This window comes from Streptomyces sp. NPDC006207 (genome assembly GCF_040613835.1).
Classification (GTDB): domain Bacteria; phylum Actinomycetota; class Actinomycetes; order Streptomycetales; family Streptomycetaceae; genus Actinacidiphila.
The window spans coordinates 85,733-104,163 of record NZ_JBEXSX010000001.1 but is presented as its reverse complement, the minus strand read 5'-3'; the positions used below and the strand labels follow the sequence as shown (position 1 = coordinate 104,163).

Genomic DNA, 18,431 nt, shown 5'->3' with positions numbered 1-18,431 from the left:
GAGGCAGGAACGACGGTGGCGGAACGGAGCACGGCTGCCGTCGGAGTGGCCAACGAGGGCGGCGAAGAGCAGCTCGCCGCCCACACGGACGGGGCCACGGCCGACGAGGCGACGGACCGGAGCGAAGAGCAGGACGCGCCAGAGCAGACCATCCCCGAGGAGACAGCACCGACCAAGTCCGAGCCGCCGGAGCTCCACAGCGGCCACAAGCTCGCCAAGCGCTACCGCCTGGAAGAGTGCCTCACCCGTTCCGACGGCTTCAGCAGCTGGCGGGCCGTCGACGAGAAGCTGCGCCGCGCCGTGGGCATCCACACCCTGCCCGCCGACCACGGCCGGGCCCGTTCGGTGCTGGCTGCGGCCCGCTCCGCCGCCCTGCTCGGTGACCCCCGTTTCGTCCAGGTCCTCGACGCGGTCGAGGAGAACGACCTCGTCTACGTCATCCACGAGTGGCTCCCGGACGCGCGCGAACTGACCGCCCTGATCACCGCCGACCCCCTGGAGCCGCACGAGGCCTACCAGATGGTCAGCCAGATCTCCCAGGCCATGGCGGCCGCCCACCGTGAGGGGCTGGCCCATCTGCGGCTCGGCCCCGACGCCGTCCTGCGCACCGACTCCGGCCAGTACCGCATCCGCGGTCTGGCGGTCGCCGCCGCGTTGCGCGGGATCTCCTCCGAGCGCCCGCAGCGGGAGGACACCGAGGCCATCGGAGCCCTCCTGTACGCCTCGCTCACCCAGCGCTGGCCGTACCCGGAGGACGAGCACGGGCTCACCGGCCTCCCCAAGGACGTCGGCCTGGTCGCGCCCGACCAGGTGCGGGCAGGGGTCCACCGTGGGCTGTCGGAGCTGGCCATGCGTGCCCTGGTCAACGACGGGGCGACGGCCTCCCGTGAGCCGGAGCCCTGCACCACCCCCGAGGAGCTGGCCAAGGCCGTCACCGCGATCCCCAAGATCCGGCCGCCCGAGCCGGCGATGGCGCCCTACTCGCGCACCACCTACCAGCAGGGCTCCTACCGCCAGACCGGCGCGGGCCCCGCGTCCCCCGGCGCCACGGCGTCCCTCCCCGCCGCGCCGCCCCCGGCCCTGCCCGGCCGCACCGGCAAGGCCCTCAAGTGGTCCGTCTCGGCCCTCCTCATCGTCGCCCTCGGCCTCGGCAGCTGGCAGCTCGCGGAGACCCTGATGGACCGCGAGAACCAGGCGAGGTCCGGAGGGACCTCCACCTCCCACAACACGGGCGGCGACGGCGGCAGCGACAACGGCGGCGCGAACCAAGTGACGCTGAAGCCGCTGCCGGTCCAGGACGCCGCCGAGTACTACCCGGACGGCACGCCGCAGCACACCGACCAGGTGAAGCTCACCTACGACCAGGACGCCGGGAGCTACTGGCGCAGCAGGAGTTTCCAGAAGGGCCCGGTGCTCGCCCCCTACAAGAAGGGGGTCGGCATCGTCTACGACCTCGGTGCCGTGAAGAAGCTGAGCACGGCGACGATAGGCCTCTACTACGGCGGAGACCACACCACGGTCGAGCTGTACGCAGCGGACTCGTTGTCCTCGTCGGCCGACCTCTCGGGCATGAAGAAGATCGCCACGGTCAAGACCTCCGGTCGTTCCGCCAAGCTCACGACGAAGCAACCCGTGGAGACGCGGTACGTTCTCGTCTGGCTGACGGCCATGCCCAACTCTCCGGCGGACAACTTCAGCGGGTCGGGGTACAAGCAGGCCATCACCGACGTGAGGTTCGAGGGGCAATAGCCCCGCGGGGAGGGGGACGGTGGGCACGCAAGGAACGGGCGGGGAGGTCAGCGACAGCGACCTCCTCGCCCGTCATGTCGCGGGGGACCCGAACGCCTTCGGGGAACTCGTCCGCCGGCACCGCGACCGGCTGTGGGCGGTGGCGCTGCGGACCCTGGGGGACCGCGAGGAAGCCGCGGACGCCGTGCAGGACGCGCTCGTCTCGGCCTTCCGCTCCGCCCACACCTTCCGCGGGCAGTCGGCCGTCACGACCTGGCTGCACCGCATCACCGTGAACGCGTGCCTGGACCGGGCACGCAAGGCCGCCTCACGCCGCACCGCTCCGGTCACGGACGAGAAGCAGTTCGAGGAACTGCTCGAACCCCATGAGTCCGCCGCGGCCCCCGCCGAGCGGGGCGAGCTCCACCGGGAACTGCTGCGGGCGCTCGGGACGCTCCCCGTGGAGCAGCGGGCCGCCCTGGTCCTGGTCGACATGCAGGGCTACCCCGTGGCCGAGGCCGCCGCCGTCCTGGACGTGCCAACGGGGACGGTCAAGAGCAGATGCGCCCGCGGCAGGGCACGACTGCTGCCGCTCCTCTCCCATCTACGGGAGGCGCCGGGGAGTAGCGGCGATCACCCAGGGGGAAGGAACCGGACGGAGAACGCATCCGTCCCAGAGACGGAGGCCCGGCCGGGCCACGGCTTCACGAAGGGCGGAGGTGGACACCCATGACGTCGACGACGGGTACGGACGAGCACCCCGAGGTCGCCGAGATCTCCGCGCTCACCGAGGGCATCCTCCCGCCCGAGCGCTCGGCCGACGTCCGCGGGCACATCGACGGCTGTGCGCTCTGCGCCGACGTCCACGCCTCGCTGGACGAGATCCGGGGGCTGCTGGGCACCCTCCCCGGCCCGCCCCGGATGCCGGCCGACATCGCGGGCCGGATCGACGCCGCACTCGCCGCCGAGGCACTGCTCGCCGCGAGCGGGGCCGATGTTTCACGTGAAACAGAGACCACGGAGCCGTCCCGTGTTTCACGTGAAACATCGGCCCCGGCAGACGGAAGGCCCACCGGCCGCGGCACCGGTCCCAGCGGGCCCGGCCGCCCGGGCACCCGGTCCCGTCGCCGCTGGGGGAAGGGGATCCTCATCACCGCTTCCGTGGCCGCCGTGCTCGGTCTCGGGACCGTCCTCGCCCAGTCCGGCTGGAACGCCGGGGGAAGCTCCGACAGCCAGTCGTCGTCGGCCTCCGATGCGGGTGCCAAGGCTGACGCCGACATGCTCGGCGTGCAGGTACACGATCTGCTGACAGACCGCACGAGCAAGGGCCCGGAGAGCAAGCCCCAGGGGCAGTCCCCCATGGTCGGCATGGACAGCGCCGCGCCGTCCTGCGTCCTGGGGGCCGTCGACCGCCGGGAGGCCCCGATCGCCTTCCAGCGGGGCAGGTACGAGGGCATGGACTCCTACCTGGTCGTGATGCCGCACGAGGGCGACCCCGCACTGGTCGACGCCTACGTCGTGGACGCCTCGTGCGCCACCGCGCAGCCCCCCGACACGGGCACCCTCCTCCGTGAGGAGACATACCCTCGCTAGCGCCGCGCCGATGGGAATGCCCGGACCGTAGGATCCGTTAGGCGGGATGACAATGGTCCCGTCGCCGAGGCACCCGGCGAGTCGGCACAGCAGAGACGAGGAAGCACCCGTGAGCGACGTCCGAAACGTGATCATCATCGGTTCCGGTCCGGCGGGATACACAGCCGCGCTCTACACCGCCCGCGCCTCCCTCAAGCCCCTGGTCTTCGAAGGGGCGGTCACGGCCGGCGGTGCTCTGATGACCACGACCGATGTGGAGAACTTCCCCGGCTTCCGCGACGGCATCATGGGCCCCGACCTCATGGAGAACATGCGGGCCCAGGCCGAGCGGTTCGGTGCCGAGCTGATCCCGGACGACATCGTCGAGGTCGACCTCGCGGGCGACATCAAGACCGTCACCGACTCCGCGGGCACCGTCCACCGGGCGAAGGCCGTCATCATCGCCACCGGTTCCCAGCACCGCAAGCTGGGCCTGCCCAACGAGGACCAGCTCTCCGGTCGCGGCGTCTCGTGGTGCGCCACCTGTGACGGCTTCTTCTTCAAGGACCACGAGATCGCCGTCATCGGCGGCGGCGACACCGCCCTGGAGGAGGCGACCTTCCTGTCGCGCTTCGCCAAGAGCGTGAAGGTCGTCCACCGCCGGGACACCCTCCGCGCCTCCAAGGCCATGCAGGAGCGTGCCTTCGCCGACCCGAAGATCTCGTTCGTCTGGGACAACGAGGTCGCCGAGATCAACGGCGACGGCAAGCTCTCGGGCCTGGTCCTGCGGAACACCAAGTCCGGCGAGACCTCCGAGCTGCCGGTCACCGGACTCTTCATCGCGATCGGCCACGACCCGCGGACCGAGCTGTTCAAGGGCATCCTCGACCTGGACGAGGAGGGCTACCTCAAGGTCGAGTCCCCCAGCACCCGTACGAAGATCCCGGGTGTCTTCGCCGCCGGCGACGTCGTGGACCACACCTACCGCCAGGCGATCACCGCCGCGGGCACCGGTTGCTCCGCCGCCCTGGACGCCGAGCGCTACCTCGCCGCTCTGAGCGACGCGGGCAGCGAGCACACCCGCGAGCCCGAGCAGACCGTCGCCGCGGTCGTCTGACCGCACCGCACGAACAACCACCCTTCCTACACACCGAGGAGACAGCCGTGGCCGGCAACACCAAGACCGTGACCGATGCGACCTTCGACGAGGAGGTCCTGTCCAGCGACAAGCCCGTGCTCGTCGACTTCTGGGCCGAGTGGTGCGGTCCGTGCCGCCAGATCGCCCCCTCCCTGGAGGCGATCGCCGCGGAGCACGGCGACCAGATCACCATCGTCAAGCTGAACATCGACGAGAACCCGGTCACCGCCGCCAAGTACGGCGTCATGTCGATCCCGACCCTCAACGTCTACAAGGGCGGTGAGGTCGTGAAGACCATCGTCGGCGCCAAGCCGAAGGCCGCCATCGAGCGCGACCTGTCCGACTTCATCGGCTGAGCACCGCAGACGGACACGAAAGGGCCCGCCCCCGTGAGGGGCGGGCCCTTCGTCCGTCACAGGGGCCGCAGCGCCGGTTCCTTCTGCACGGCGCCGAGCAGCCGGTCGATCGCCATCTCGACGTCCTCCTTCCAGGAGATCGTCGTCCGCAGTTCCAGCCTCAGCCGGGGGAACCGCGGGTGCGGCCGCACCGTCTTGAACCCGACCGCCAGCAGGTGCTCGGCCGGGAGCACGCACGCGGGCTCCTCCCAGCGCGCGTCACCGAAGGCTTCGATCGCCCGGAAGCCCCGTCGCACGAGGTCCTTGGCCACCGACTGCACCAGGACCCGGCCCAGTCCCTGTCCCTGGAAGCCCGGGAGGATGCGGGCGGTCATCAGCTGGACCGCGTCGGGGGAGACGGGACTCGTGGGGAAGGCCGTCGAGCGCGGCACGTAAGCCGGCGGGGCGTAGAGCACGAAGCCGGCCGGCACCTCGTCCACGTAGACGACACGGCCGCAGGAACCCCACTCCAGAAGCACCGCGGAGATCCAGGCTTCCTTCTCCAGTTCGGGCTTGCCGGCCTGGACGGCGGCCTCACCGCTTACCGGATCGAGTTCCCAGAAGACGCACGCGCGGCAGCGGTTGGGGAGATCCGGGAGGTTGTCCAGCGTGAGCGGAACGAGCCGACGCCCCATGAGGTCTGACCCTCGTTTCTGTCGTGGACCCAACTGCCGACGAAGCCACCCACGGCGCCCAGCCCAAGCCCCGCTGCGAGGAGGGCGGCTTTCTGCCAATCGTGCTCGACTCCGACGCGCCGCACCGATCGCATGAGCCCCTCCTCGGAGGTAGTGCTCCATCCCGTACGCATCGTATCCGTGAGCGGACAAGTCCGACACCGGAGCAACGCGAACGGCACAGCAAAAAGCGGGCCACATCCCTCTCGGGATGCGACCCGCCCAGAAGTTGCGGCCCGTCACATGACGGGGAGAGGATCACTCCTCCTCGTCGGTCTCCTCGGTGAGCGACCGCTCGAGGACCTCGCCCTCACCCGGGGCCATCGAGCCGAGGATGCGCTCCAGGTCCTCTATCGAGGCGAACTCCACGACGATCTTTCCGCGCTTCTGCCCGAGGTCCACCTTCACCCGGGTCTCGAAGCGGTCGGAGAGCCGCAGGGCGAGATCGGTCAGCGCGGGGGACATCCGCTTGCCGGCCCGGGGGGACGGGGCCTTCCTCGTCGGCTGGGACTCGGAGTTCATCACATGCACGATCTCCTCGACCGCGCGCACCGAGAGCCCCTCGGCCACGATCCGGCTGGCGAGCCGGTCCTGGTCCTCCACGTCCTCCAGGGCGAGCAGGGACCGTGCGTGCCCGGCGGAGAGCACACCGGCCGCCACACGGCGCTGTACGGGCGCGGAGAGCTTCAGCAGGCGCAGGGTGTTGGAGACCTGGGAGCGGGAGCGGCCGATGCGGTCGGCGAGCTGCTCGTGCGTGCAGGCGAAGTCCTTGAGGAGCTGGTCGTAGGCGGCCGCCTCCTCCAGCGGGTTCAGCTGGGCACGGTGCAGGTTCTCCAGCAGCGCGTCCAGGAGAAGCTTCTCGTCCTCGGTGGCCCGCACGATCGCCGGGATGGCTTCCAGGCCCGCCTCACGGCTGGCCCGCCAGCGACGCTCACCCATGATGAGCTCGTAGCGCTCCGGTCCGACCTGACGGACGACGACCGGCTGCAGGAGGCCGACCTCCTTGATGGAGGTGACCAGCTCGGCCAGCGCGTCCTCGTCGAAGACCTCACGCGGCTGACGCGGGTTGGGGATGATCGCGTCCAGCGGCAGCTCGGCGAAGTACGCCCCTGCCACCATCGGCGGCTCCTGGGCCGCGATGGCTTCCGGGGTTTCACGTGAAACCGGGATCGCAGCGGTGCCCTCACGGCCCTGCTGTTCCACCAGGGCCGCCACCTTGGCGACGGCGACCCCTCGTTCCGGCGCCAGGACCGGGGCGGCGTTCGCCGCCGTCGCCACCGCGGTCGCGGCCGCCGCGTCCGCACCGTTCGGTGCGGCGGGAATCAGCGCGCCGAGACCACGGCCGAGCCCTCTGCGTCGCTCACTCACTGGATCCCCTCCGACGTGTTCTGCTCATTGACTTCTTGGGTGCGTCCCAGCCCGCGCAGGGCCATCTCGCGTGCCGCCTCGAGGTACGACAGCGCTCCGCTCGAACCTGGATCGTAGGTCAGCACCGTCTGGCCGTAGCTGGGGGCCTCCGAGATGCGGACCGAGCGCGGGATGCTCGTGCTCAGCACCTCCTTGCCGAAGTGGGTGCGCACTTCTTCGGCGACCTGCGAGGCGAGCCGGGTCCGGCCGTCGTACATGGTCAACAGGATGGTGGAGACGTGGAGCTTCGGGTTGAGGTGGCCCCGGACCAGTTCCACGTTGCGGAGCAGCTGGCCCAGTCCTTCCAGGGCGTAGTACTCGCACTGGATGGGGATGAGGACCTCGGCACCGGCCACCATGGCGTTGACGGTCAGCAGACCGAGCGAGGGCGGGCAGTCGATGAGGATGTAGTCCAGCGGCTGCTCGTAGGACTCGATGGCCCGCTGCAGCCGGCTCTCCCGGGCCACCAGCGAGACCAGCTCGATCTCGGCCCCGGCCAGGTCGATGGTGGCGGGGGCACAGAACAGGCCCTCCACGTCCGGCACCGGCTGGACGACGTCGGAGAGCGGCTTGCTCTCGACCAGGACGTCGTAGATGGAGGGGACTTCGGAGTGGTGGTCGATCCCGAGGGCGGTGGATGCGTTGCCCTGGGGGTCGAGGTCGACGACCAGCACCCGGGCCCCGTGCAGGGCCAGGGAGGCGGCCATGTTGACCGTGGTGGTGGTCTTGCCGACCCCGCCCTTCTGGTTGGCGACCACGACCACTCGGGTCTGGGGTGGGCGGGGGAGTCCTTCACCGGCCCGCCCCAGCGCCTCCACGGCCAGTTGGGCTGCACGGCCGATGGGGGTGTCGTCCATCGGGGGCGGTGTTTCACGTGAAACATCATCCCCGAACGACTCGGTACGGGGACCGGGGACCGGATCGGCCATCGGTCCCGCGATGTTGGCGTCGGACCGCAAGGATTCACTCTCCTCGACTACAAGCTCGCAATGAACAGAGCCTGCCATGCTTTCGGGGTCACGAACCAGTGAGGGCCGTTCTCCTGTGGATGAATCCACCGGTTGGGTCGCTGAATGGGTCATCTCGACGGCTCGATGAGAGAGCGATTCGGCCGCGGCACGGGCGCGGCCGAGGATTCCTGGAAGCAGAGAGCGCCGTTTCACGTGAAACACGATGCGCAGCGCGGCGACCGTTTCCTACACGACACTCCGGATCATGTACGTATGGCCGTTTGTATGGAGCACACGACCCCGGCCGCGATCAGCGCTGGCGCCGTCGGCTCTCCCGGGCCGCCTTGGCCCTCCGGGTCGCCGCACGGACACCGCCGGGGCTCTCCCCCGCGAGCACCCGCACCACGGTCGACAGCGGATCCACGATCCCCTCGCCGACCTGGACCACGGAGGTCTCCACGGCACCGAGACGGCTCAGCGCGGCACGCGCCGCCTTCAGCTCCTCCTCGGCCGTGTCGCCCTTGAGGACGGTCATCTCCCCGTGCGGACGGAGCAGGGGAAGCCCCCAGCCGGCGAGCCGGTCCAGGGGGGCCACGGCGCGCGCGGTCACCACGTCCACCGGAGGCACCTTGCCCACCATCTCCTCGGCCCGTCCACGCACCACCACGACGTTGGACAGCCCCAGCAGCCGCACGGCCTCCTCGAGGAAGGTGGTCCTGCGCAGCAGCGGCTCCAGCAGGGTGATGCTGAGGTCCGGCCGGGTCAGTGCCAGTGGAATGCCCGGCAGTCCCGCCCCCGAGCCCACGTCGCACACCGAGACGCCCTGGGGGATCACCTCGGCGAGCACCGCGCAGTTCAGCAGATGGCGTTCCCACAGCCGGGGCACCTCCCGCGGACCGATCAGCCCTCGACGCACCCCCGCGTCGGCCAGCAGTTCCGCGTACCGCACCGCGTCCGCGAAGCGCTCCCCGAACACCTCACGTGCCGCCTCCGGCGCCGGGGGAAGCTCCGCCGCTGCCTCCGTCACGAGAACCGTCCTTCCGTTGTTACGGGCCTTCTCCAGGCTGACAAGATTCGGCCCCGCCTGCGAACAGACGGGGCCGAGTGAGTACCGCTGAGACCGGGGGAGGTTCAGGAGGCCGGAAGGACGACCACCCGGCGCTCGGGCTCCTCGCCCTCGGACTCGCTGCGCAGCCCCGCGGCGGCCACGGCGTCGTGCACGACCTTGCGCTCGAAGGGCGTCATCGGCTTCAGCTTGACCGGCTGGCCGGAGCCCTTGACCTCCTCGGCCGCCTTCTCGCCCAGCTCGGTCAGCTCGGCCCGCTTCTGCGCCCGGAAACCGGCGATGTCCAGCATCAGCCGGCTGCGGTCGCCGGTCTCCCGGTGGACCGCGAGCCGGGTCAGCTCCTGGAGCGCCTCCAGCACCTCACCGTCCCGGCCGACGAGCTTGTTGAGGTCACGGCTCGACGGGTCGCCGACGATGGAGACCGAAGCGCGGTCCCCTTCGACGTCCATGTCGATGTCACCGTCGAGGTCGGCGATGTCCAGCAGCCCCTCGAGGTAGTCGGCCGCGATCTCGCCCTCCTGCTCGAGGCGGGTGAGCGCGTCGGTGGTGTTGCCGTCCGTCACGGCAGGACTCCTCTACTACTTCTTCTTCGACAGGTTCGGCTTGTCCGCGCCGCTGCTCGGCTTGGGCTTGGTGCCCGCGGTCGTTCCGCCGCCCGGCTTGGGCTTCGGCTTGGTGCCGCCGGCAGCAGCACCCGGCTGCGCGGGACCGCCCGTCTGGCGCTGGGACTTGGTCTGGCGCTTGGGCTGGCTGCGCTTCACCGGCGCCGCGTCCTGCGGCTCCTTGCCGGCGGCGGGCTCGTCCTTCAGCTTGCCCTTGGCCTTCAGGCGCTCCTGGCGCTGCTGGAAGGCGAGGCTGCCGGGGGTCGGGTTCCGGCGGATGACGAACATCTGCTGCCCCATGGTCCACACGTTGGTGGTCAGCCAGTAGATGAGGACACCGACGGGGAAGTTGATGCCGAAGACGGCGAACATGATCGGGAAGACGTACATCAGCATCTTCTGCTGCTGCATGAACGGCGTCTTCACCGTCATGTCGACGTTCTTCGTCATCAGCTGGCGCTGCGTGTAGAACTGCGAGGCCGACATCAGGATGATCATGACGACGGTGACCACGCGGACGTCGGTGACCGAGGCGCCCAGCGTGGCGAGCTTGTCAGCGCTGTCGGTGAACTTCGCGGCGAGCGGGGCGCCGAAGATGTGGGCCTTCTGGGCGCTGTTGACCAGGTCCTGGCTCATCACGCCGACCTGCTTGCCCTGCGCGATGTAGCTCAGCACGTGGTACAGCGAGAAGAAGAAGGGGGACTGCGCCAGGATCGGAAGGCACGAGGAGAGCGGGTTGGTGCCCGTCTCCTTGTACAGCTTCATCATCTCTTCGGACTGGCGCTGCTTGTCGTTCTTGTAGCGCTCCTGGATCGCCTTCATCTTGGGCTGGAGCGCCTGCATGTTCCGGGTCGACTTGATCTGCTTCACGAAGAGCGGGATCAGGCAGATCCGGATCAGGACCACCAGAGAGACGATCGACAGACCCCAGGCCAGGCCGCCGTCCTTGTCAAAGACAAGGCCGTACAGCGAGTGGAACTGGACAATGATCCACGAAACGGCGGCGTAGAGGGGGTTCAAGATCCCCACGGTCAGGCTCCTTGGGCATGAGGCGTCTCGACGGGCTCGGGAGTAACGGACCCGCCTGGTGCGTCACCCCGGAGGGCTTCGCGCAGGCGAGCGTGCCACGGCGGTCGCTTGCGCGGGGGGACATGGTCCACACCGCCGAGCGACCACGGGTTGCAACGCAGGATCCGCCACGCGGTCAGGGCAGTGCCCTTGATCGCGCCGTGCCGATCGATCGCCGTATACCCGTAGTGGGAGCACGAGGGGTAGTACTTGCAGACCGGACCGAGCAACGGGCTGATGGTCCACTGGTAAATCTTGATCAAGGCCAGCAACAGGTACTTCATAGCGCCACCCCCAGGAGCCTCCCGAGGGCGGCATCCAGGTCTCGGGCCAGCTGTGAATGGTCTGCGTCACCCGCACCGGGCAGCGCTCGTACGACTACCAGGCTACCGGGGGGCAGCACGGACAGACGTTCGCGGACGAGGTGACGAAGCCGACGCTTGACCAGGTTCCGGGTCACGGCGTCACCGACGGCCTTGCTCACGACGAAACCCGCACGCGCCGGGGAAGCACTCCCCCCCGCCGCGTGCGGGTCCCTTGTGTCACTGTCGGTGCGCAGGTGGACGACCAGGAGCGGCCGTCCGGCCCGGCGTCCTCGACGTACCGCCGTCGCGAAGTCCTGGCGCCGCCTCAGCCGATTACCGGTGGGCAGCACGACTCACACCTCGCGCTTCGGTGCGATCAGGCGGACAGACGGGCGCGGCCCTTGCTGCGGCGGGTCGCGAGGATGGCGCGGCCGGCACGCGTACGCATACGCAGCCGGAAGCCGTGGGTCTTGGCGCGACGACGGTTGTTCGGCTGGAAGGTGCGCTTGCTCACTCGGGGGCTCCAGGATGAATCGGGTGGTGGCGGGGCGTCGCCTGGCTGTCACCGTGCGCCCACGAGAAGCTCGCGGAACATTCAGGTGTGCACCGCTTGACGATCACCTTGGTGATCCTCGCCCATCGGTAGGCAGGCGGCAGCAGCCATCGACAACTCGACCTGGTTACGGTACGCGGGGCCGCGGCATCAGGTCAAACCCGCCGGGGCGCGGGCCGTCGGCACCGCCATCCGGACGTGGTTTTGCACACCCTGTGGACAACGACTTGAACCAGGTAGCCCGCGCTGACTACCGTGGCCGAACCCCGAAACATTCCCGTCCGTCCCAAGAACCACACCTTCGTGGGACCCATCGGCACCAACCAGCGACCGACGAGAGAGCGTGCACTGTGGCTGACGTAACTGCCGATCTTGCCTCAGTGTGGCCCAGGGTCCTGCAGAAATTGCTCGCCGAAAGCGACGACCTCAAGCCGAAGGACGCGGAGTGGCTGCAGCGGACGCAGCCGCTGGCGCTCGTCGCGGGCACGGCGGTGCTGTCCGCCCCCAACGAGTTCGCCAAGAGCGTGCTGGAGGGACGGCTCCTCCCGCTGATCACCGATGTCCTCAGCCGTGAGTTCGGGCACCCCGTGGGCATCGCCATCGCCGTGGCCTCGGGCGGCGAACCGGAGGCGGCCCCCGCGCCGCCGGCCCCGGTCGCCCCCGAACCACAGTCCCAGGGCCAGCAGCAGCCCCCCGTGTACGGGGCGGAGCCCGCCCGGTACGGCGAGCAGCCGCACGGCTACGGCGAGGTCCCGCGGATGCGCCCGGCCTACCCCGACCACGCGGTCGGGTCCACCGGCGGTGCCGGCGGCTGGCCGCCCCACGAGCCCGAGGACCGCTGGCAGCAACAGCACTTCGGCGACTACCAGGAGCGCGAGCCGTACCGGCCGCCCGCCTCCCGCTACGAGATCCCCCCGCCCCACCAGCCTCAGGGGCGTCCGGAGCCGGTGCCGCCGCAGCGGCCGGCCATGCCCACCATGCCGACGCCGCGCACCGGTGGCGGCAGTGGTGCCGGTTCCGCCACGGGCGCCGGGACGGGGGCGAGCGGTTCGGGTGGTTCCGTGGGCCCGGCCGAGCCCACGGCGCGGCTGAACCCCAAGTACCTCTTCGACACCTTCGTCATCGGCGCCTCCAACCGCTTCGCGCACGCCGCGGCGGTCGCCGTCGCGGAGGCACCGGCCAAGGCGTACAACCCGCTGTTCATCTACGGGGAGTCCGGCCTCGGCAAGACGCACCTGCTGCACGCGATCGGGCACTACGCCCGCAGCCTCTACCCGGGGACACGGGTGCGCTACGTGAGCTCCGAGGAGTTCACCAACGAGTTCATCAACTCCATCCGCGACGGCAAGGCGGACGCGTTCCGCAAGCGCTACCGCGACATGGACATCCTGCTCGTCGACGACATCCAGTTCCTGGCGAGCAAGGAGTCGACGCAGGAGGAGTTCTTCCACACCTTCAACACCCTGCACAACGCCAACAAGCAGATCGTGCTCTCCTCGGATCGGCCGCCCAAGCAGCTGGTGACCCTGGAGGACCGGCTGCGCAACCGCTTCGAGTGGGGCCTGATCACCGACGTCCAGCCGCCCGAGCTGGAGACCCGGATCGCGATCCTCCGCAAGAAGGCCGTGCAGGAGCAGCTCAACGCCCCGCCGGAGGTGCTGGAGTTCATCGCCTCCCGGATCTCGCGGAACATCCGCGAGCTGGAGGGCGCGCTGATCCGCGTGACGGCCTTCGCCAGCCTCAACCGGCAGCCGGTGGACCTCCAGCTCACCGAGATCGTGCTGAAGGACCTGATCCCGGGCGGGGAGGACTCCGTCCCCGAGATCAGCGGGCAGGCGATCATGGCGGAGACCGCCTCGTACTTCGGTCTGGACGTGGAGGACCTCTCGGGCTCCTCCCGCAGCCGGGTGCTCGTCACGGCCCGGCAGATCGCCATGTACCTGTGCCGTGAGCTCACGGACCTGTCGCTGCCCAAGATCGGCGCCCTGTTCGGCGGCCGCGACCACACGACCGTCATGCACGCGGACCGCAAGATCCGCTCCCTGATGGCCGAGCGGCGGTCGATCTACAACCAGGTCACCGAGCTCACCAACCGCATCAAGAGCTGAGCGCAGCGCCCTCGGCGTCCACCGAGACCTCCACAGCGCCCCGGGCCAACTCCCGGGGCGCTTCTCGTTGTTCGATTGCGCCGGCCGTGTCTTGGGGACAGGAACGTCTCTCCACAGGCGGGGGCGGTTTTCCCCCGTCCACAGCCTGGGGATGCCCGGGTTGTCCCGAACGTGTCCACAGGCACGGCCGCGGGATACTCATTCGGGCTGCTGGAGGCCGTGTGGATTTGTGGGCAACCCTGATCCACAGACTGTGGACGCTCCGGCCGCCCACAAGGCCGCCCTCCCGGTTGTCCACCGGCCGCCCACAGGCAGGGGCTCGTTGTCCCCAGTCAGGGGCCACTTCTCCACAGTCCTGTCCACTGTTCGGCAACGGAACACACCCGCTCACCGATCGGAGTGAACCGCATCACACCAACGTGGTGGGTTGGGCTGGGGAGAACCTGGGTATTCCTGGGGACAGCGCTGGGGAGAACCGGAGCCTCCCTGTGAATCGCGTGTGCACAACTTCCGGGCGTCCACAGATCGGCCGGGTTGTCCACGGGCTCCACCCACAGGCGCGGTGGATAAAAAACAGGGCCTGACCTGCACCGGGACCACTTATCCACGGTATCCACACCCCCTATTACTACGACCAGGGATAGTTACCGGGGAACCTGCTTCGAAGTGGGGCCTGTGCACAACCGAGCCGCGGGCCGTCCGCCTCCCCGCCCTCCGGCTTGACCGCAACCCGCACCGCATGTCCGTGGCGGCTGTCAGACTGTTCTCCGGCAAGAGGGCCAGCAGGGCCAAGAGACAGTCGGCCACAGACAGCCAGCAACAGCAGGAGGCGGTTCCGGTGAAGATCCGGGTGGAGCGCGATGTACTCGCGGAGGCAGTGGCCTGGGCGGCCCGCAGTCTCCCGGCCCGTCCCCCGGTGCCGGTCCTGGCGGGCCTGCTGCTGAAGGCCGAGGAAGGCCAGCTGAGCCTGTCCGGCTTCGACTACGAGGTCTCGGCCCGCGTCTCCGTGGAGGCGGACGTCGAGGAGGACGGCACCGTCCTGGTCTCCGGCCGGCTGCTCGCCGACATCTCGCGGGCGCTCCCCAACAGGCCTGTGGAGATCGCCACCGACGGCGTGCGCGTGAGCGTCGTCTGCGGCAGCTCGCGATTCACACTCCACACCCTGCCTGTGGAGGAGTACCCGGCGCTGCCCGCGATGCCGACCGCCTCCGGCACCGTCCCCGGCGAGGTCTTCGCCGCGGCCGCCGCCCAGGTCGCGATCGCCGCCGGCCGTGACGACACCCTGCCGGTGCTCACCGGTGTGCGGATCGAGATCGAGGGCGACACGGTCACCCTGGCCGCCACCGACCGCTACCGCTTCGCGGTCCGCGAGTTCCTGTGGAAGCCGGAGACCCCGGACATCTCCGCGGTCGCCCTGGTGCCCGCCAAGACGCTGCTGGACACCGCCAAGTCCCTCACCAACGGCGACTCGGTCGCCATCGCCCTGGCCGGCTCCGGCGCGGGCGAGGGTCTGATCGGCTTCGAGGGCGCGGGCCGCCGCACCACCACCCGCCTGCTCGAGGGCGACCTGCCGAAGTACCGGACGCTCTTCCCGACCGAGTTCAACTCCGTCGCGGTGATCGAGACCGCTCCGTTCGTCGAGGCCGTCAAGCGCGTGGCCCTGGTGGCCGAGCGCAACACTCCGGTCCGGCTGAGCTTCGAGCAGGGCGTGCTGACCCTGGAGGCGGGTTCCAGCGACGACGCACAGGCTGTGGAGCGTGTGGACGCCAAGCTGGAGGGCGACGACATCTCGATCGCCTTCAACCCGACCTTCCTGCTGGACGGCCTGAGCGCGATCGATTCGCCGGTGGCGCAGCTGTCGTTCACCACGTCGACCAAGCCCGCGCTGCTCAGCGGCCGTCCGGCGGTCGACGCCGAGGCCGACGACGCGTACAAGTACCTGATCATGCCGGTCCGGCTGTCAGGCTGACGCGAGGCCTGTCCGGTCGCGTCGCCCTGCAGGTACCGACGTAGGCTCGACGTAGGTCAGGCAGGCTTCGAACGAAGGATCAACGATGGAGCTCGGTCTCATCGGTCTCGGCAAGATGGGCGGGAACATGCGCACGCGCATCCGCCAGGCCGGTCACACTGTCGTCGGCTACGACCGCAACCCGGATCTCGCCGATGTCCACAGCCTGCAGGAACTTGTGGACAAGCTCGCGGCCCCGCGGGTGGTGTGGGTGATGGTGCCGGCCGGCGCCGCGACCCAGGCGACGATCGACGAGCTCGGCGACCTGCTCTCCCCCGGTGACGTGGTCGTCGACGGCGGCAACTCCCGCTGGACGGACGACGAGAAGCACGCCGAGGAGCTGGCCGCCAAGGGCATCGGCTTCGTCGACTGCGGTGTCTCCGGCGGCGTCTGGGGCCTGGAGAACGGCTACGCGCTGATGTACGGCGGCGAGCCCGAGCACGTCGAGAGGGTGCAGCCGGTATTCAACGCCCTCAAGCCGGTGGGGAACTTCGGTTCCGTCCACGCCGGCAAGGTGGGCGCCGGCCACTTTGCCAAGATGGTCCACAACGGCATCGAGTACGCCATGATGCAGGCCTACGCCGAGGGCTGGGAGCTGCTGGAGAAGGTCCACTCGGTCACCGACGTGCGCGAGGTGTTCCGCTCCTGGCAGGAGGGCACCGTCATCCGCTCCTGGCTGCTGGATTTGGCCGTCAACGCCCTCGACGAGGACGAGCACCTCGCCAAGCTCAAGGGGTACGCCGAGGACTCCGGCGAGGGCCGCTGGACCGTCGAGGCGGCCATCGACAACGCCGTGCCGCTGCCCGCGATCACCGCGTCGCTCTTCGCCCGCTTCGCGTCCCGCCAGGACGACTCCCCGCAGATGAAGATGATCGCCGCGCTGCGCAACCAGTTCGGCGGCCACGCCGTCGAGAAGCACTAGTCACACCCACGGGAAGGAGGCGGCGCGCAGCCATGCACGTCGCGCATCTGTCGCTCGCCGACTTCCGTTCCTACGCCCGGGTCGAGGTCCCGCTCGACCCGGGCGTCACCGCCTTCGTCGGCCCCAACGGCCAGGGCAAGACCAACCTGGTCGAGGCGGTCGGTTACCTGGCGACCCTCGGCAGTCACCGGGTCGCGAGCGACGCCCCGCTGGTGCGGATGGGCGCGGACCGGGCGATCGTGCGGGCGTCCGTGGTGCAGGGCGAGCGGCAACAGCTGATCGAGCTGGAGATCAATCCGGGCCGCTCCAACCGGGCCCGGCTCAACCGCTCCTCCCAGGTCCGCCCGCGCGACCTGCTGGGGATAGTCAGGACGGTGCTCTTCGCCCCCGAGGACCTGGCCCTGGTCAAGGGCGACCCCGGGGAGCGCCGGCGCTTCCTCGACGAGCTGCTCACCGCCCGGGCGCCCCGGCTGGCGGGCGTCCGCAGCGACTACGAGCGGGTCCTCAAGCAGCGCAACACCCTGCTGAAGTCGGCCGCCATGGCCCGCCGCCACGGCGGCCGCGGGGCCGACCTGTCCACGCTCGACATCTGGGACCAGCACCTGGCCAGGGCCGGCGCCGAGCTGCTGGCCCAGCGCCTGGACCTCACCCAGGCCCTGCAGCCGCTGGCGGACAAGGCGTACGAGCAGCTGGCACCGGGCGGGGGCCCCGTCGTCCTGGAGTACCGCAGTTCGATCGGCGAACGGATCGCCGGGGCGTCGGGCCGCGAGCAGCTGTACGGACTGCTGCTGGAGGCCCTGGGCGAGGCCCGAAAGCAGGAGATCGAGCGCGGGGTGACCCTGGTCGGTCCGCACCGGGACGACCTCTCCCTCAAGCTGGGACAGCTCCCCGCCAAGGGGTACGCGAGCCACGGCGAGTCCTGGTCGTACGCGCTGGCGCTGCGCCTGGCCTCGTACGACCTGCTGCGCGCCGACGGCGGCGAACCGGTGCTGGTGCTCGACGACGTCTTCGCCGAGCTCGACGCCCGGCGCCGCACCCGGCTGGCGGAGCTGGTGGCCCCCGGTGAGCAGGTGCTGGTGACGGCGGCGGTGGACGACGACGTGCCGGACGTGCTGGTCGGCGCCCGGTACGCGGTGGAGGACGGCGGCGTGGAGCGGGCATGACGGACCAGCAGCCACCTCAGCAGCCGGGGCAGGAGCCGGGCGCCCAGGACAAGCCGGTGTCCGGCGTCGACCTGGCCAGGGTCGCGCTGCGCGCCGCCAAGGAGCAGGCCCGCGCGAGGGGCGCGGCCGCCCAGCAGAAGAAGCAGGCCCGGCGCGGAGGCCTGCGCAGTGGTGCGCGGGCGGACGGGCGGGACCCGCTGCCCCTGGGCGCCGCGATCAGCCGGCTGATCACCGAGCGCGGCTGGGAGGCCCCCGCGGCGGTGGGCGGCGTGATGGGCCGCTGGCCGGAACTGGTGGGCGACGACGTGGCCCTGCACTGCCAGCCGCAGCGGTACGACGAGGAGGAACGGGTCCTCACGGTGCAGTGCGACTCCACGGCCTGGGCGACCCAGCTGCGGCTGCTCGCCCCGACGCTCGTGGCCAGGCTGAACGCCGATCTCGGGCACGGCACCGTGAAGTTGATCAAGGTCCTGGGGCCGGGAGGACCGGTGCGTTCGTACGGCCGTCTGCGTGCTCCCGGGAGCCGTGGGCCGGGCGATACGTACGGATAGGCCGGGAACCTGCTGTGCGTAATCGGGTCGAAGCCCTGTGCGCCCGCGTGAGCCGTTTTGGGACCCGGTCCGCGTGTGGGGAGTCGGCTGGAGGTACTTCCGTCGGGTACACGGGAACTCAGGTACCGCCAAAGCCCCATCTATGTCGGCGCTACCGGTAGACTGGTAGCAGTACCGCCCGCCCCTGGCCTCCGGCACCGGGGGACCCCAGCGGGACCAGT

General features: G+C 70.1%; 18 protein-coding genes and 1 pseudogene. 10 read left to right on the top strand and 9 right to left on the bottom strand.

What is annotated here, in order from left to right:
* The first annotated feature begins 15 nt into the window (after nucleotides 1-15).
* The 5 genes from ABZ312_RS00485 to trxA all read left to right on the top strand — a co-directional run bounded on the left by ABZ312_RS00485 (nucleotide 16) and on the right by trxA (nucleotide 4,794).
* The gene (locus ABZ312_RS00485) at nucleotides 16-1,749 is read left to right on the top strand and encodes a protein kinase family protein (protein WP_500332029.1); all 1,734 of its coding nucleotides are present in this window, start codon (nucleotides 16-18) and stop codon (nucleotides 1,747-1,749) included.
* A gap of 19 nt (nucleotides 1,750-1,768) precedes the next feature.
* The gene (sigM, locus tag ABZ312_RS00480; protein ID WP_500358655.1) at nucleotides 1,769-2,461 is read left to right on the top strand and encodes an RNA polymerase sigma factor SigM; all 693 of its coding nucleotides are present in this window, start codon (nucleotides 1,769-1,771) and stop codon (nucleotides 2,459-2,461) included.
* Entirely contained in the window at nucleotides 2,458-3,321 is an 864-nt protein-coding gene (locus tag ABZ312_RS00475; RefSeq protein WP_500436028.1) for an RsmA family anti-sigma factor, read from the top strand. The genes sigM and ABZ312_RS00475 overlap by 4 nt, the downstream gene beginning before the upstream one ends.
* A 109-nt stretch (nucleotides 3,322-3,430) precedes the next feature.
* Nucleotides 3,431-4,417: a thioredoxin-disulfide reductase gene (trxB, locus tag ABZ312_RS00470; RefSeq protein WP_500332032.1), complete on the top strand. Its 987-nt coding sequence runs from the start codon at nucleotides 3,431-3,433 to the stop codon at nucleotides 4,415-4,417.
* 47 nt (nucleotides 4,418-4,464) lie between these two features.
* Nucleotides 4,465-4,794, top strand: a complete 330-nt coding sequence (gene trxA, locus ABZ312_RS00465) for a thioredoxin (RefSeq protein WP_431958961.1) — start codon at nucleotides 4,465-4,467, stop codon at nucleotides 4,792-4,794.
* Nucleotides 4,795-4,850: 56 nt separating this feature from the next.
* Here the strand turns inward: trxA and ABZ312_RS00460 are convergent, their stop codons facing one another.
* From ABZ312_RS00460 to rpmH, 9 genes are all read right to left on the bottom strand, one after another.
* The gene (locus ABZ312_RS00460; protein WP_499512894.1) at nucleotides 4,851-5,468 is read right to left on the bottom strand and encodes a GNAT family N-acetyltransferase; all 618 of its coding nucleotides are present in this window, start codon (nucleotides 5,466-5,468) and stop codon (nucleotides 4,851-4,853) included.
* 297 nt (nucleotides 5,469-5,765) lie between these two features.
* Nucleotides 5,766-6,875, bottom strand: a complete 1,110-nt coding sequence (locus ABZ312_RS00455) for a ParB/RepB/Spo0J family partition protein (protein ID WP_499512893.1) — start codon at nucleotides 6,873-6,875, stop codon at nucleotides 5,766-5,768.
* Nucleotides 6,872-7,921: a ParA family protein gene (locus ABZ312_RS00450; RefSeq protein ID WP_500332034.1), complete on the bottom strand. Its 1,050-nt coding sequence runs from the start codon at nucleotides 7,919-7,921 to the stop codon at nucleotides 6,872-6,874. Before ABZ312_RS00450 ends, ABZ312_RS00455 begins: the two co-directional genes overlap by 4 nt.
* 253 nt (nucleotides 7,922-8,174) lie before the next feature.
* Nucleotides 8,175-8,891 (bottom strand): 16S rRNA (guanine(527)-N(7))-methyltransferase RsmG, encoded by a 717-nt coding sequence (gene rsmG, locus ABZ312_RS00445; RefSeq protein ID WP_499512891.1) that lies wholly within the window; start codon nucleotides 8,889-8,891, stop codon nucleotides 8,175-8,177.
* Between the two features lie 104 nt (nucleotides 8,892-8,995).
* On the bottom strand, nucleotides 8,996-9,493 hold the full coding sequence (locus ABZ312_RS00440; RefSeq protein WP_499512890.1) for a Jag family protein: 498 nt from the start codon (nucleotides 9,491-9,493) through the stop codon (nucleotides 8,996-8,998).
* Nucleotides 9,494-9,508: 15 nt separating this feature from the next.
* Nucleotides 9,509-10,561: a membrane protein insertase YidC gene (gene yidC, locus ABZ312_RS00435; RefSeq protein WP_500332035.1), complete on the bottom strand. Its 1,053-nt coding sequence runs from the start codon at nucleotides 10,559-10,561 to the stop codon at nucleotides 9,509-9,511.
* Nucleotides 10,562-10,563: 2 nt separating this feature from the next.
* Nucleotides 10,564-10,884: a membrane protein insertion efficiency factor YidD gene (gene yidD, locus ABZ312_RS00430; RefSeq protein ID WP_500436026.1), complete on the bottom strand. Its 321-nt coding sequence runs from the start codon at nucleotides 10,882-10,884 to the stop codon at nucleotides 10,564-10,566.
* Nucleotides 10,881-11,255, bottom strand: a complete 375-nt coding sequence (gene rnpA / locus ABZ312_RS00425; RefSeq protein ID WP_500332036.1) for a ribonuclease P protein component — start codon at nucleotides 11,253-11,255, stop codon at nucleotides 10,881-10,883. Before rnpA ends, yidD begins: the two co-directional genes overlap by 4 nt.
* Nucleotides 11,256-11,281: 26 nt before the next feature.
* On the bottom strand, nucleotides 11,282-11,419 hold the full coding sequence (gene rpmH, locus ABZ312_RS00420; protein WP_003975051.1) for a 50S ribosomal protein L34: 138 nt from the start codon (nucleotides 11,417-11,419) through the stop codon (nucleotides 11,282-11,284).
* 389 nt (nucleotides 11,420-11,808) lie between these two features.
* Between rpmH and dnaA the strand changes: the two genes are divergently transcribed.
* The 5 genes and pseudogenes from dnaA (at nucleotide 11,809) to ABZ312_RS00395 (ending at nucleotide 18,210) form a co-directional block, all read left to right on the top strand.
* Nucleotides 11,809-13,566 (top strand): chromosomal replication initiator protein DnaA, encoded by a 1,758-nt coding sequence (dnaA, locus tag ABZ312_RS00415; RefSeq protein WP_500332037.1) that lies wholly within the window; start codon nucleotides 11,809-11,811, stop codon nucleotides 13,564-13,566.
* A gap of 838 nt (nucleotides 13,567-14,404) precedes the next feature.
* Complete coding sequence (gene dnaN, locus ABZ312_RS00410) at nucleotides 14,405-15,535, top strand: DNA polymerase III subunit beta (RefSeq protein ID WP_500358659.1); 1,131 nt, start codon at nucleotides 14,405-14,407, stop codon at nucleotides 15,533-15,535.
* Nucleotides 15,536-15,614: 79 nt separating this feature from the next.
* Nucleotides 15,615-16,496: pseudogene (gene gnd, locus ABZ312_RS00405) on the top strand (phosphogluconate dehydrogenase (NAD(+)-dependent, decarboxylating)); the annotation flags it as partial.
* Between the two features lie 32 nt (nucleotides 16,497-16,528).
* A complete protein-coding gene (gene recF / locus ABZ312_RS00400; protein WP_500332039.1) occupies nucleotides 16,529-17,659 on the top strand; it encodes a DNA replication/repair protein RecF in 1,131 nt (376 codons plus the stop codon).
* Complete coding sequence (locus ABZ312_RS00395) at nucleotides 17,656-18,210, top strand: DciA family protein (protein WP_500332040.1); 555 nt, start codon at nucleotides 17,656-17,658, stop codon at nucleotides 18,208-18,210. Before recF ends, ABZ312_RS00395 begins: the two co-directional genes overlap by 4 nt.
* The last annotated feature ends 221 nt before the right edge of the window (nucleotides 18,211-18,431 follow it).